The sequence below is a fragment of the Asanoa ferruginea genome (assembly GCF_003387075.1).
Taxonomy (GTDB): domain Bacteria; phylum Actinomycetota; class Actinomycetes; order Mycobacteriales; family Micromonosporaceae; genus Asanoa; species Asanoa ferruginea.
The window spans coordinates 2,454,012-2,467,873 of record NZ_QUMQ01000001.1 but is presented as its reverse complement, the minus strand read 5'-3'; the positions used below and the strand labels follow the sequence as shown (position 1 = coordinate 2,467,873).

The window sequence follows — 13,862 nt, the reverse complement described above, 5'->3', positions numbered from 1 at the left end:
CGATCCTCGCACGCCCCGCCCGGTGCGGGTCACCGGCGGCGCCGCAGCAACCGCCGCAGCTGCGCCGCGATCCGCTGCGCGGTGAAGGGGACGACGGAGACCATCAGCCGACCGGACGCGTCCAACGCCGGCGTGAGCACGTAAAGCCGGGCACCACGCCGCCGCAACAACGGCACCATCCGAACCGGCCGCGGTACGCGCACCGCGGCCGCCCCGGCAGCGCCGGTCGCGCTCGACGCGCCCAACGCCCGCCCAGGGTCGAGCGGCCCCGGCTGCGCCGACACGATCCTGCGCTGCCCCGTCGGGTCGCTGCCGGCGAGCAGCTCCGCTGCCCGCAGCCGGATCCGCACGGTGCCGGGCCCGGCGATGATGTCCACCCGGGCCGGAATCTCCTCGGCGCTCACGCTCAGCAGCTCCAGGTCCGGCGCGGGCGACCGCGCGGTGATGGTCAGCACGCGATCGCCGTTTTCGTCGCGCTCCCAGGCCAGCCCCGTGGCGTCGAGCTTCGCACCCCAGTCGGGCGACGTCGTCACGTCGAAACAGGCGTCCGGGAGCGACCCGTCCCGGAACCCCGGATACCTCGCGTACGACCGGCCGTCCTCGGTCAACGTCGCGGGCACGCCGGTCTCCGCGTCCTGCCGGATCACCGCCAGCAGGTCGTCGAGCCGGCCGTCGCGGGTCAGCGCCAGCCGGATGCGGGTCTCCGCGCCCAACCCGGCGGCGATCTCGTCGGTGAGATGGTCGGCGACGATCCGCCCGATGCCGGCGTGCACCGCCTGCTGGGTGTCCCGGTCGAGGCGCAGGAAGTCGTCTTCGAGCAGCCGGGCGATCTCGTGGTCGAACCGGCGCAGCAGGATGGCGTCGCGCTGCTTGCCAGGCTCGATCAGGTCGGCCACGAACGACACCACCGACTCGACGGTCGCCAGCCGCTGGGCATGCCGGCTGAGGTAGGTGATGTTGGTGGCGCTGAACCGCCGTACGGCGTAATAGAAGTCGTAGTCCGCCAGGACCGAGATCCGCCGCGCCCGGTAGCAGGCCTCCAGCGTGAATGGCAGGTCGCTGCCGATCCGCAGACCCTCGTCGTAGCGGATCCCGTGCCGCTCGAGCAGCTCGCGCCGGAAGAGCTTCGTGTTGGCCAGGGAACGCGGCAGCGGCGAGTCGAAGAGGTCGACGTCGGTCTGGTTGCCGGCGAAGATGTCCTGGTAGATGTGCCTCCCGTGCACCCCGACGACCTTCCCGAGCACCACATCCGCGTCATTGGCGTCGGCCGCGTCGACCAGCCGGCGCAGGGCCTCCCGGCCGAGATGGTCGTCGGAGCCGACGAAGAAGACGTAGCGACCGGTGGCGGCGTCGAGGGCGCGGTTGCACGGCCCCGCCGGACCGCCCGAGTTGGCCTGGCGGATGACGGTGAAGACGCCCGGGTAGCGCGTGGCGAAGCGGTCGAGCTCCGCGCCGCTGCCGTCGGTCGAACCGTCGTCAACCGCGATGATCTGCATCCGGGCCAGACCGATGGTCTGCTCGACCAGCGAGGTCAGGCACTCGGTCAGGTAGGGCATGGTGTTGAAGACCGGCACCACCAGGCTCACCTCGGGCGTGCTCATCGGGCGCCGGCCTCGACCGACAAGAGCCGCCGATAGATCGAGTCCAGCCGCGCGGCCTGCGCCTCCCACGTCCACCCGGCCAGCGGCCCATCCGGTTTGTCGTAGACCGCCCGGTAGCGGTGCGGGTTGGCGAGTACGGCCCGCACCGCCCGCACGAAGTCGGCCGGGTCCTGCGCCCGGAACACCTCACCCTGCCCGGTAGTCCGCACGGTCTCGGCCATGGTCTTCACATCGCTGACCACGATCGGCAGGTGGGCGTGCGAATACTCGAAGAACTTCGTGATCAGGGCGATCTCGTGGTTGGGCCAGTGGTGGATCGGGATCAGCCCGACGTCGGCGGTGGCGAGAAACGCGGAGACCTGTCCGTGCGGCACATACGGGACGGCGTGCACCCGGTCGGCCACCCCGAGCCGGCCGGCCGTGGCGCGCAACTGCCGCACATAGGCGCTGGCCGGATCACCGACCACCAGCGCCAGGTGTACGCCGGTCAGTAGCGGCAACGCCTCGACCACGGTGCCCAGACCACGCTGGACGGTCGCCGAACCGGCGTACACCAGCAGCGGGGTGGTTTTTTCGAGTCCGCAGAGCGCGCGCAGGTCGGGCACCGGGCCGGCGGGGGTCGTCGCGGGCGCGTTGAGCACGACCGCGGGCAGTTCGGCCAAATGGTGCTCGGTTCGCAACAGCTCGGCCAGGGTGTCGGAGACAGTGACCACGGCGTCGGCGTAGGGGACGTATTCGCGCTCGTAGCCGAGGTGGGCCGGCAGCCAGCGGGCGTTGTCGCGCCTCGGCTTGGCGCCCGGCAGGAACTCGTGCGCGTCCCAGAGCAGCTTGACCGGGCGACCTGCGGCCCGAGCGCGTTGCGCGGCGCGCGCACCGACACCGAGCATCCGGAAGTCGTGCGCGTGGATGAGGTCCGGCGCCAGCTCGTCGATCACCGGACCGAACACCCGCTCGTAGGTCCACAGTCCAGGTTCGAGCCGGCGCCACGCGCCATCTCCGTGCACGCGACGCCAGAACCGGACCTGGGCGTGCTCGACCGGCCGCCGCGCCAGCCGGGCCGCCCGCAACGGCAGCCCTCCGCGCTCGACCAGCCGGGCCCGCAGCCCACGGCCCTGGGCCGGCTGGCCACCGCCCATCGGGAGCAGCCGCACCCGCGCCGGGTCGAGCAGCCATTTCTGCTCCGCGCCGGTCGTCGAACAGCCCAGCAGCGTGACGTCCCACCCCGCGTCGGCCGCCGACCGGGCGGCCTTCTGGACCCGGGAGTCGCCTTCGACGCCGTTGTCCACGAGCATGACCACACGGCGCGCGGTGCTGGGGTTCGTCATCCAATTCTCCGGCGTCTTTGTCCCGGCCCGAAACGTCGGTGAGTGTACGTCGGATCTTCGCCCCGACCGCTGGTGCAGTGCGGCGTCTTTGTCTCGTAAACGTTGTCGCTGCCGCTCGTACACCTTCAGGTCGCACGTGCCGAATAACGTTCGGCGACATTCTTCGCGTACGCCGGAACCGTATCTCTTCATATTTGAGATAGCAGGTATTTCATGTCCCACTCTCCGCAGGTGAGTGTCGTCATTCCCACCTTCGCCCGGCCGGACCTGGTGACCCGCGCCGTGCGTAGCGTCCTGGCGCAGACGGTGCCCGACCTCGAGGTCGTGGTGGTCGTCGACGGTCCCGACGACGCGACCTGCGCCGCGCTCGGTGTGATCGACGACGGGCGGGTGCGGGTGGTGCCGCTGACCGCGCAGGGTGGCGCGCAGAACGCCCGCAACGTCGGTGTCGGCGCGGCCCGGGCAGCATGGACGGCGCTGCTCGACGATGACGACGAGTGGCTGCCCAACAAGCTCGAAGTGCAACTCGGGCTGGCCAAGCAGGCCCGGGCCGCACAGCCGGTGATCGCGAGCCGGCTGATCAACCGCACGCCGCGGGCGGATTCCGTCATGCCCAGGCGGCTGCCGGCCCAAGGCGAGCCGATCAGCGAATACCTGACCGTGCGGCGCGGGCTGTTCTACGGCGACGGCTTCATCCAGACCTCGACCATCCTGGCGCCGACCGAGTTGCTGCGCCGGGTGCCGTTCTCCATCGGACTGCGCCGCCAGCAGGAGCTGGACTGGACCCTGCGGGCGGTGCGGCACAGCGACGTGGAGCTGATCATTGCCGCCGAGCCATTGGTCGTCTGGCACCAGGACGAGAGCCGGCAGCGGATCAGCCTGGAGATGCCGTGGGAGTCGCAGCTCGAGTGGCTGCGCGCCAACCGCGAGATCTTCACACCGCGGGCGTACGCCGCCTTCACGATGAGCGTCCTGAGCTCGATGGCGGCTACCACCCGCAGCTACCGGGTATTCCGCGAGATCCTCGCCGAGGCGCGCGCGCACGGCCGACCCGGTCCGCTGGACTACCTGACCTTCCTCCAGATCTGGGCGGTTCCGCCGCGGGTCCGGCGCGGCCTGCGTGACTTCGTGCTCGGGCGCCGGAGTCCCGCGCCGCTCGTGCAGTCGTCGTGACGGCCGCCGACCAGGTCGTCGTGATCTGGCGGAGTCTTCTGCTGCCCGGCTCCGAGACGTTCATCCGGAACCAGGCCGACGCGCTGACCCGTTGGCGACCGGCGTTCCTGGGCGCGCTCAAGTTCGACTCGGTCATCGCCCGGGACACCGACGTGACGGCCTACCCGAACTCGGCCGGCGGGCGGCGCGCGTTCCTGCGGCTCCGCGCGCTCGGCCGGTCGTCGCGGGTGCACCACCTGCTGGCCGGAATGCGCCCAGGGCTGGTCCATGCCCACTTCGGCGGCGACGGTTGGCTGATCAGCCGGTCGGCCGTGCGCCTCGGCGTGCCGCTGGTGATCACCCTGCACGGGCAGGACGTGACCCGCCAGGCGAACGCGCGCGGCGCACGCGGCTTCCGTTATCGCCGCAACCTGCGCTCGGCGTTCTCGCGCGCGGCCCTGGTGCTCGCGGTCTCCGAACATATCCGCCAGCGCGCGATCGAGCTCGGCGCGGATCCGGCGAAGGTGCGCGTACACCACATCGGTGTGCCCGCACCCACCGCGCCGGCGGCCGCGGCAGCGGCTGCGGCTGCGGCTGCAGAGAAGGAGTGGGACGTCGTCTTCGTCGGCCGTTTCGTGGAGAAGAAAGGTATCGACGACCTGGTCGAGGCGCTCGGCCAGCTCGACGGAGTCCGGGCCCTGTTCATCGGCAGCGGCCCGATGGAGGCGACGGTCCGCGGGCGGGCGGCGGCATTGGGGTTGGACGCGACGTTCCTGGGCGCGCAGGATCCGGCCGCGGTCAGCCGGAGCCTGGCCGCCGCGCACGTGTTCGCCTCACCGTCCAAGACGGCGGCCAACGGCGACGCCGAAGGACTGCCGACCACCATCCTGGAAGCGCAGCGCCTCGGCGTTCCGGTCGTCTCGACCTATCACGGCGGCATCCCCGAGGCGGTGTCACACGGAGAGACCGGTCTCCTCGTGGCGGAAGGCGACCCGGCCGGGTTGGCGGATTGCATCCGGCGGCTGCTCGCCGACGAGCAGTTGCGGGTCCGGCTGGGCTCGCAGGCCCGGCGCAACGCGGAAGCGCACTTCGACCTGGCGACGCAGACCCGGTTGCTGGAAGACCTCTACGAGAGCGTGATGTCCCAGCGCTTCTCCAGCTGACGGCGGCCCTCGTCGGTCATCCGCAGCGCGCGGTGGCCCGGCGCCCGCCGGACGAACCAGCCCTCCGCCAGCGCGTGGTCGCAGACCGCAGCACCCAACGCGCCCGCCAGGTGTGGCCGGCGCTCGGTGAAGTCGAGGCACGACCGGGCGAACGCCCGGCGGCTGGCCTGCGCCCCGGCGATGTCGACGCCGGCGTCGGTCAGGGCCTCGGCGCCGGCCGAGGTGAGCGTGAAGCCGTCACCGCCCGCGGCCAGCACCGACCGGTCGACGAAGGCGTCCACCAGGGCGACCGCCACGACGCCGGCCAGATGGTCGTAGCAGGTGCGGGCGAACGTCATCGCCTCATCGGTGCGCGACTGCCGCAGCGAGCGGATCGGCCGCGGCGGGCTGATCGCACCCAACGCTTCGAGCGCGTGGGCCACATCCGCGGACGCGAGCCGGAAGTAGCGGTGGCGGCCGCTGTGGGTGACCGTGATCAGGCCGCCGTCGAGGAGTTGGCTGAGGTGGCCGCTCGCGGTCGAGGCCCGCACACCGCCGGCGCGGGCCAGTTCGCCGGCGGCCAGGGCCTGGCCGGAGAGCAGAGCGTCGAGCATCGCCGCCCGGGCCGGTTCGGCGATCAGCCGGGCGACCGCCGTCAGGTCGACATCGGTGGTCATCGGCCAACACTAGGCCGGGAACAGTTCGGCCCGGCCCGAACTGTTCCGCACCTACGGTCCTTCCATGATCACTGAACTGATTCCGCAGGCGGTCGACGAGGTGCTGGCCCGCGCGGCCAGCTGGCTGGGATGGGACGGCCGCCCGGTTTATCGCGACGGCAACGCCTGGACCCCGCACAAGGCGATCCGGCGGGTAGCCGACCACCTGGTCGACCACCTCGCCGAGATCGACTGCCGACTCGCCGGTCTGCCGACCATCCCCGACGAGTGGCACGGCCGGACAGTCACCACGCACGCCGACTTCGCCCATTTCACCGAGGTCGACCTCGACGAGGCCCGAAGCCGGCTGACCCGGTTGGCCGCCTGCTACCGGGCCAGGCTGCTGGCGCTCGACCCGGAAGCCCTCGACCGCAAGACCGACGACGCGTGGAGCCTGCGCGCGGTGGTCGAGCACGTCTCGAACATCACCTACTACGCCCGCATGCTCGACGGCACCGACTAGCCGGGTTGCGGGCGGTCTTGTTTGACCGCATCGCGAGCAGCGCTCGACGACGTTACGGCTTCGGTACCGCTGCCGCTGCTCGTGACCACAGTCGATCGGGGGGCGAGGTCGCATTCGGCGATCCCTATCCGGACGGCACCTACCGCGGCAGGGCCGACCGCGCCGCGCCACCACTGGACCGACCGCGCCGCGCCACCACTGGACCGACCGCGCCGCGCCACCACTGGACCGATCACGTCGCGCCACCGCCGGACCGACCGCGTCGCGCCACCGCCGGACCGACCGCGTCGCGCCACCGCCGGACCGACCGCGTCGCGCCACCGCCGGACCGACCGCGTCGCGCCACCGCCGGACCGACCGCGTCGCGCCACCGCCGGACCGACCGCGTCGCGCCACCGCCGGACCGACCGCGTCGCGCCACCGCCGGACCGACCGCGTCGCGCCACCGCCGGACCGACCGCGTCGCGCCGCCGCTGGACCGACCGCGTCGCGCCGCCGCTGGCCGTTGGCACCGCTGTTCGCGGCGATGGCGCCACCGCGGGCGGGTGAGCGATCTGGTCGTCACGTTCCGGGATCGTCGTGGCGATGCCGCGCTCGCGACACGAGGCCGGTTAGCCCTGGGTAGCCCCTGTCCACCAGCCGCAGGGCCGGGGGCTGACGTGGCTGCCCGGTCGCGCCGGGCACGCGGATCTTCTCGAGCGTGTCGGGCCGGCTCTCAGTCGATGCCGAACGCGACGTGCCGCCGGGCGTCGACCTCAACGTCGAGACCAGCCGCCCTGTGGCCCGTCCGCAGCCGGCTCGCGGCTCTGTGCATGGTCGTGTCCGCAGCGCCCGCCCCTTGCCGTCGGCGACCAGGTGCGTCTTGGTCAACCCGCCACGGGCGGGGCCGATCGCGTGATCAGCGGGTTCATCTCAGACAGGATCGGTGAACGAGATCGGCTTGCCGGTGGCGCGGGCGTATGCGATCTCCCTGCTCGTGGACTCGCCGATATACCCGCCCGGGTTGACGACCAGAACCCGGTCAGCCAGGTCGATCTTGCGCAGGTGGAGGGCGCCCAGCGCGGTCTTCTGCTCGTCGGTGAGCACCTCGGCTGCTTCGTGATCCTCGGCGCGCAGGAATACGCCTGGCGCGACGACGATGACACCCGCGAAGGTCAGCTCCCGGTTCGCCGCGCTCATCTCGGCCCCGAAGCGGGCGGAGCCGCAGATGCAGACAATCTCAGGTCGGTCGGCCACGGCTCAGTCCTTCGGGACAACGGGAAACCGTCATTGTGCGCATAGCCATCACCAGACGGGCGTCCGACCCGACAATGGGGTGCACCAGCTGCCTTTGGCAACACGGCCTAGTCCGATCCGGGGCGCCACATCTATTAAGTCGATCTTCTTGTTGACAGATCTGCCGCCCCAGATGCGAGTCGGGGCAGCGGTTCGGCCAACCCGGCCGCGTCCTGTCGCTTATCGCGTCGGGCGCCGTGCCGGGCGGTTCGCCGGCGGCACGGTCGCGAACCGGACCGAACCCAGCCGAGCCGAGCCGCGGTCGCAGCCCGTGCCAGGACCCGGCATCCCGGCACTCTCCGGGCGGCGCCCAAGGGGGGAGGGATACCTCGGCAGGCACACAGCCCGCGATGATCCGCAGGACGCGGCCGAGGACCCCACCCGACGGATCACGCTGATGCTCCGGCAAAGCGCCAGCCACGATTCGCCGGATAGGCCCTAGTCGCTCGGCGCGTCCGAGGGTGCCTCCGCCGTGGGCGACGGCGGGGTCGACGGTGCGGCCGGCGAGTCGGAGGGATCCGCCGGTTCGGTGGTCGCGCGCGGGGTCGGCGTCGGCGGCCGCGACGGCGTGGCCGTCGGGCGCGGTGTCGTCGTCGGGGCGGTTTCCCGCGCGGTCGGATGCGGGGTCGTCGGCCGCGGCGCCGGCGGGTCCTCACGCTGGTCGGCGACCGGCCGCTTCGGTGGCGGCTGGCCGCCCGTGGTCGTCGTATCGGGGCGCACGAACAGGTAGGCGACGAACGCCACCACGAAGATGATCGCCAGGATGATCGTGGAGAGCCGGACCTTGCCCAGCCGGCGCAGCGGGCTCATGAGGCGGCCATCGGCTCGGCTGTGTCGACCTGTGCGGCGACCAGGATGCCCTCGTGCTGGAAGGCGATCGCTACCCGGGAGCGCAGCTCGCGGCCCACGTCGAACTGCTTGCCAGGGAGCGTGCGCGCGACGAGCCGCAGGTGGACCGAGTCGACTTCCATGCTCTGCACGCCGAGCACGGTTGGCGCGTCGAGCAGGAGTTCGCCCAGGGCCGGGTCTTCCACCGCCGCGGTCGTGACCTCCTGGAGGATCTCGCGGGCCCGGGTCAGGTCGACGCTGATCGGCACCGGCACGTCGACCACGGCGCGGGCCCAGTCGCGCGACATGTTGATGACCTGGGCGATCTGGCCGTTGGGCACGATCACGACCTCGCCCTGGAGGGTGCGCAGGCGGGTGATCCGCAGCGTGACCTCTTCGACGGTGCCGGTCACGCCGCCCTCCGAGCCGAGCGTGCCGAACCGGATCACGTCGCCGAAGCCGTATTGCCGTTCGAAGATGATGAACGTGCCGGCCAGGATGTCTTGCACGATGCGCTGTGCGCCGAAGCCGAGCGCCACACCGAGCACGGCCGCCGGCGCGACCAGGCCGGTCACCGGCACGCCGAAGCGCTGCACGATCAGGACCGCCGCGATCGAGTAGATCGTCACGATCACGACCCAGGTCAGGCCCTGCGTCACGACGTGGCGGTGTTTGGCGCCCTCGTCGGCGATCTGCTCGGCGCCCGACGGCCGGGCGTCGATGCGCCGGTAGATGCGGCCGCTCACCCAGTGCGTGAGCCGGGCCAGGAGGACCGAGCCAGTGACGAAAAGCACGATCTCCAACCCGTCACTGCGTAGCCAGTTGGTCAGATCGTCGATTGGAGCCATCGCCACCGCCATGGCAACCCATCCTGACACGACCGGTCAGTGGGCGCACCAGCCGACCAGCTCGTCAGGCCGGTTGGACGGCGCGCACGATCGCCTCCCCGAGCTGCTTGGGGCGGGTGAGCTGGGGCCAGTGTGAGGTCGGCAGGTCGATGTAACTGACGTCACGAACCAGCGCCAACTCGGCGGTGTAGCCATGCCCTCCGTCGATGAACTGGCGCAGCATGCCGCTCGGCATCTCGCACGCGATGACGGTGACCGGCACGTCATAACGGCGCGGATCGGAGAGCGCGAACTTGTCCGACGTCACACGCTCCGGCGTCGGGATCGCCCTGGCCCGGAAGGCGGCGCGCAACGAGTCGTCGAGGTCGACCAGGCTTTCGTCGTCGAAGTCGGACCAGTCGGGCAGCGGCACCTCGCCGTCGCGCGCCGGCAGGTTGGGGTTGATGTTGTCGCCGTCGCTGATCGGGACGGAGTCGACGTAGACCACCCGGGCGATCCGGTCGGGCCGGGCGTCGACCACGGCGTGCGCGATCGCGCCACCACCGGAGTGGCCCACCAGCACGACCCCGGGGTCGAGCCCGTCGACCACCGCGACCACCGCGTCGACGTGGTCACGCGCGGTGATCGCGGACCGGTCCACGTCACCGCGATTCATCCCCGGCAGGGTCAGCGGATGGCTGCGATGGCCAGCCGCCGACAGCGCGGGAACGACCTCGTCCCACGACGACGCGTCGAGCCAGAAACCCGGAATCAGCACGATGTCCATGGCGGGAAGGCTAGGACAACCCACCGACAGTTTCAGCCCGGTCACACCTCGACGAAGCGCACATGCGGGCGCCGGCGCAGCCGGATGCCGAACGCCACGGCCACCACCAGCAGCAACACCCCCGCGGTCAGCACGCCATGCAGCACGCCCCGATCGAGATAACCGACCGACGTGTGGTCGATCGCGTAGGTGCCGATCTCGCGACTGAACCAGAACGGCAACACCCGCGCGGCATTGCCGGCCGGATCGAGGATCATCTGCAACCCGACGACGGTGAGCAGCACCAGCATGCCCTCGAGATCGCGCGGCAGCAGCGCGCTGACCGCCAGCCCGAGCAGCGGCGCGACCAGCACACCAAGGAGCATGATCACCGCGATCGCGCCGTACCGAATATTCTTCTGGTCAAAGAGAATCAACGCGAAATACGGCAGCGACAAGGCGACACCGAGCGTCCACAACGCCAGCAATCGCCCGAGGAAAAGCTGGTGCGTGCGATAGCCGGACAGGCGCAGCCGCGGTTCGAGCGACCGCGCCGCCGAGCCGACGAACAGCGCAGCGGTGCTCAGCGCCCAACTCAACCCCAGGCACACGAACCGGATCGACTGGCCCAGGTGGTCGCCACGCCGGGCAAGATAAAAGGCCAGCGGCAAAAGCAGCAGCAGCACGAGTACGCCGCGGCGGCGCCCCGTCTCCCGCAGGGTCATCTCGGCGATGGTCATGGTCCGGTTCACACCGACACCCCCGACAGGTCGAGCACCACGTCGACGCGGTCGAGTTGGTTGAGCAGGTGGGTGACCACCACGACGGCCCGGCCGGCGTCACGCCACCGCCACACCTCATGCCAGAAGTCGAGGTAGGTGCCCCGGTCGAAACCCTGGTAGGGCTCGTCGAGCAGCAGCACGTCGGGGTTGCCGAGCCCGGCGAGCACCAGGTTGAGCTTCTGCCGGGTGCCGCCGGAAAGCTGCCGGGCCTGCGCGCCGTCGGGCGTCCAGTCGAGCGCCGCCGCCTGGCGGGCCCCGGACCGCACCGCCGCGCCGCGCGACACGCCCCGCCCGGCGCCGATGAGGGCGAAGTGCTCGTCGGCACGGAGAAAGTCGGCGGTGCCGCCGGCCTGCGGGCAGTAGCCGAGCGTGCCGTGCACCTCGACCCGGCCGCCGTCGGCCCCGACCAGCCCCGCGCAGATCCGCAGGAACGTCGACTTGCCGGAGCCGTTGGCACCGACCACGGCGGCGACCTGTCCTGCGTGGACGGTCAGCGAGGCGCCGGAGAGCACCGTGCGCTTCCCGTACCTCTTGACGATGTCGATGGCCCGCAGCCGAACCGGACCTGATGAGGCCCGGGGAGCCGGACCACCGATGCTGTCGGCGACCGCCGCCGCGTAGGCGTCCGGCGGCCCGAACGCGCGCAGCGGTGCTTCGCCGCTGTCGCGCAGGTGCCCGGCGGCCTCGGCCACCACGTGACCCGCCAGGTCCGGCCCGACGCCGTGCCGCCGGAGTTCTTCGCTGAGTGCGGCCAGCCAGATCTCGTGTCTCACCGCGCCGTCCTTTCCTGGAGTATCGCGCCGACCCCGCCCGCGAATGCCGCCCACTGCCCGGCGGCGTCGGCGACGACCACGAGGCCCGCGGCGCTGATCCGGTAGTACTTGCGGGCCGGACCGCCGCCGCCCTCGCGCCAGTAGACGGTCACCAGGCCGGAGCGCTGCAACCGCAACAGCACGGGGTAGAGCGTGCCGCCCTGGATCGCGCCGAGCCCCGCCGTCTGGAGCGACTGGGCCAACTCGTAGCCGTAGGAGTCGCCGCGCGCGAGCAGCCCGAGCACGCACAGGTCGAGCACGCCCCGCAACCACTGCGCCCGGCGATCTTGATCCACGGTCCAGCACGCTAGCACGGCCATCTAGATAGCGGAACCATCTAGTGCGCCAACGCCGAGGTCGGTGCCAGCCGTGCCGCCCGGACCGCCGGATAGAGCCCGGCCACCGCGCCGATCACCAGCGTCGCGCCGACGGCACCGAGCGACGCCCACGCCGGCACGACCGCGGGCCAACCCTGGGCCATCGCGTACGCCGTGGTCACCCCGATGCCGAGCAGCACACCGCCGACCCCGCCCAGCGCGCACAGCAGCAGCGACTCAGCGAGGAACTGCGCCCGGATCTGCCCCCGGGTCGCGCCCAGCGCGCGGCGCAGCCCGATCTCGCCGCGCCGTTCGAGCACCGAGATCACCATCGTGTTGGCCACACCGACGCCGCCGACCAGCAACGCCACCGCACCGAGACCGAGCAGCAGCCCGGTGAACGCGTCGTCGGCGGCCCGGCCCGCGACCAGCGCGTCAGACGGCCTGGACACCTGCACCTCCGTCGGCGACTCGGGGTTGGCGGTGTTGGCGAGCACGGCCGCCACCGCCTCGACCGACGACTCGGCTGCGCGGGTGTAGATGGTGGTCGGATGACCGTCGAAGCCCAGATAGCCGGCAGCCGTGTCCCAGCCGACCAGCGCCGACGAGTCGAGCTCCGGCGCCAGCGGCACCGGTGCCAGCACCCCGACCACGGTGAACCAGAGGTCGCCGAGCCAGACGGGCTGCCCGGTGACCGCGCCGAGCCGGGCCGCCGCGGTCGCGCCGAGCACGACCGCCGGATACCGGGCGGTGGCCGCGTTGAGCCAGACCCCGTCGGCCACCGTGGCGCCGACCGTCGCCGGCAGGTCGAGGTAGCTGGCGACGACGGCGATGCTTCCGTTCTGCGGGGCCGGGATCCGGTCGGTGCGGTAGACCCGCGCGTCCACCCGGCCGGTCGCGCTGACCGAGGTCACCGGGCCGATCCGGCCGACCATCGCGGGCGCTTCGACCGGCAGCTCGGCCGGCTCGTCGGCGAAGAGTTTGGTGCCCGGGCCGACGGTCAGCAGGTTGGTGCCCAGCCGGTCGAGGGTGCGGTGCAGCTCCGCCCGGCTCGACGCGGAAACGCCGACGACCGCGGTCATCGCGGCGATGCCGATCGCGATCCCGAGCGCGGCGAGCACCGCCCGCAGCGGGCGCGAGCGCAACCCCGCGACGCCGAGCCGGGCCAGGTCGGCCGGACCGAGACGGGCGGCGGTCAGGAGTCGCATGTGACACCTCCGTCGCGGATCTCCACCCGCCGGGGCAGCCGTGCGGCGATCTCCCGGTCGTGGGTGATCACGATGACCGTGGTGCCGGCCGCGTGCAGCCCGTGCAACAGGTCCAGCACCGCGACGCCGGACGCCGAGTCGAGGTTGCCGGTCGGCTCGTCCGCCAGCAGCAGCGACGGGCCACCGACGATCGCGCGGGCGATCGCCACCCGCTGCCGTTCGCCACCGGAGAGCTCGTGCGGCCGGTGCCGCAACCGGTGACCGAGCCCGACGCTGGTCAGCGCCGACCGGGCCCGCTCCAGCCGGGCCGGGCGGCGCACGCCGGCGTAGAGCAGGCCGTCGGCGACCGCGTCCAGCGCCGGCACCCCCGGCGCCAGGTGGAACTGCTGGAAGACGAAGCCGATCCGGGTGGCCCGCAGCGCGGAGAGCCGGCGGTCGGAGAGCGCGGCGACGTCGTACCCGGCGATCTCGACCTGTCCCGAGGTCGGTCGGTCGAGCGTGCCTACCAGGTGCAGCACGGTCGACTTGCCGGAGCCGGACGGTCCGACGATGGCGAGCAACTCGCCTTCCTCGACGGTCAGCGAGATGCCGTCGACGGCGACCACGCCACCCGGATATTCCTTGCGCACGTCGCGCAGCGCGACCAGC

General features: G+C 72.0%; 15 protein-coding genes. 3 read left to right on the top strand and 12 right to left on the bottom strand.

Annotation, left to right across the window (positions count from 1 at the left end; translation table 11 throughout):
• Window positions 1–29 precede the first annotated feature (29 nt).
• Both DFJ67_RS11745 and DFJ67_RS11740 read right to left on the bottom strand, forming a co-directional pair.
• Window positions 30–1,601, bottom strand: a complete 1,572-nt coding sequence (locus DFJ67_RS11745; protein ID WP_116067913.1) for a glycosyltransferase — start codon at window positions 1,599–1,601, stop codon at window positions 30–32.
• Window positions 1,598–2,893: a glycosyltransferase family 4 protein gene (locus DFJ67_RS11740; RefSeq protein WP_116076065.1), complete on the bottom strand. Its 1,296-nt coding sequence runs from the start codon at window positions 2,891–2,893 to the stop codon at window positions 1,598–1,600. The genes DFJ67_RS11745 and DFJ67_RS11740 overlap by 4 nt, the downstream gene beginning before the upstream one ends.
• Before the next feature lie 264 nt (window positions 2,894–3,157).
• Between DFJ67_RS11740 and DFJ67_RS11735 the strand changes: the two genes are divergently transcribed.
• Both DFJ67_RS11735 and DFJ67_RS11730 read left to right on the top strand, forming a co-directional pair.
• Window positions 3,158–4,099 (top strand): glycosyltransferase family 2 protein, encoded by a 942-nt coding sequence (locus tag DFJ67_RS11735; RefSeq protein ID WP_239097051.1) that lies wholly within the window; start codon window positions 3,158–3,160, stop codon window positions 4,097–4,099.
• Entirely contained in the window at window positions 4,096–5,241 is a 1,146-nt protein-coding gene (locus tag DFJ67_RS11730; protein WP_116067911.1) for a glycosyltransferase, read from the top strand. The genes DFJ67_RS11735 and DFJ67_RS11730 overlap by 4 nt, the downstream gene beginning before the upstream one ends.
• Here the strand turns inward: DFJ67_RS11730 and DFJ67_RS11725 are convergent.
• The gene (locus tag DFJ67_RS11725; RefSeq protein ID WP_116067910.1) at window positions 5,205–5,897 is read right to left on the bottom strand and encodes an ArsR/SmtB family transcription factor; all 693 of its coding nucleotides are present in this window, start codon (window positions 5,895–5,897) and stop codon (window positions 5,205–5,207) included. The genes DFJ67_RS11730 and DFJ67_RS11725 overlap by 37 nt on opposite strands.
• Before the next feature lie 64 nt (window positions 5,898–5,961).
• Here DFJ67_RS11725 and DFJ67_RS11720 point away from each other — a divergent pair, with 64 nt between their 5' ends.
• Entirely contained in the window at window positions 5,962–6,399 is a 438-nt protein-coding gene (locus tag DFJ67_RS11720; protein ID WP_170215802.1) for a hypothetical protein, read from the top strand.
• Between the two features lie 912 nt (window positions 6,400–7,311).
• Here DFJ67_RS11720 and DFJ67_RS11710 read toward each other — a convergent pair.
• From DFJ67_RS11710 to DFJ67_RS11670, 9 genes are all read right to left on the bottom strand, one after another.
• Entirely contained in the window at window positions 7,312–7,635 is a 324-nt protein-coding gene (locus DFJ67_RS11710) for a hypothetical protein (RefSeq protein ID WP_116067907.1), read from the bottom strand.
• Window positions 7,636–8,112: 477 nt separating this feature from the next.
• On the bottom strand, window positions 8,113–8,484 hold the full coding sequence (locus DFJ67_RS42625) for an Rv3103c transmembrane domain-containing protein (RefSeq protein ID WP_170215801.1): 372 nt from the start codon (window positions 8,482–8,484) through the stop codon (window positions 8,113–8,115).
• Entirely contained in the window at window positions 8,481–9,350 is an 870-nt protein-coding gene (locus DFJ67_RS11700) for a mechanosensitive ion channel family protein (protein ID WP_203783306.1), read from the bottom strand. Before DFJ67_RS11700 ends, DFJ67_RS42625 begins: the two co-directional genes overlap by 4 nt.
• Window positions 9,351–9,414: 64 nt before the next feature.
• The gene (locus DFJ67_RS11695; protein WP_116067904.1) at window positions 9,415–10,116 is read right to left on the bottom strand and encodes an alpha/beta fold hydrolase; all 702 of its coding nucleotides are present in this window, start codon (window positions 10,114–10,116) and stop codon (window positions 9,415–9,417) included.
• Between the two features lie 41 nt (window positions 10,117–10,157).
• A complete protein-coding gene (locus tag DFJ67_RS11690) occupies window positions 10,158–10,835 on the bottom strand; it encodes an ABC transporter permease (protein WP_239097050.1) in 678 nt (225 codons plus the stop codon).
• Window positions 10,836–10,843: 8 nt separating this feature from the next.
• Window positions 10,844–11,650, bottom strand: coding sequence for an ATP-binding cassette domain-containing protein (locus DFJ67_RS11685; RefSeq protein ID WP_116067902.1), 807 nt, complete (start codon window positions 11,648–11,650; stop codon window positions 10,844–10,846).
• On the bottom strand, window positions 11,647–11,985 hold the full coding sequence (locus DFJ67_RS11680; protein ID WP_116076063.1) for a PadR family transcriptional regulator: 339 nt from the start codon (window positions 11,983–11,985) through the stop codon (window positions 11,647–11,649). The genes DFJ67_RS11685 and DFJ67_RS11680 overlap by 4 nt, the downstream gene beginning before the upstream one ends.
• 41 nt (window positions 11,986–12,026) lie before the next feature.
• Window positions 12,027–13,214 carry an ABC transporter permease gene (locus DFJ67_RS11675; protein ID WP_116067901.1) on the bottom strand — a complete coding sequence of 396 codons (1,188 nt, stop codon included), beginning with the start codon at window positions 13,212–13,214 and terminating at the stop codon, window positions 12,027–12,029.
• Window positions 13,202–13,861, bottom strand: coding sequence for an ABC transporter ATP-binding protein (locus tag DFJ67_RS11670; RefSeq protein ID WP_116076061.1), 660 nt, complete (start codon window positions 13,859–13,861; stop codon window positions 13,202–13,204). Before DFJ67_RS11670 ends, DFJ67_RS11675 begins: the two co-directional genes overlap by 13 nt.
• Between the last annotated feature and the right edge of the window lies 1 nt (window position 13,862).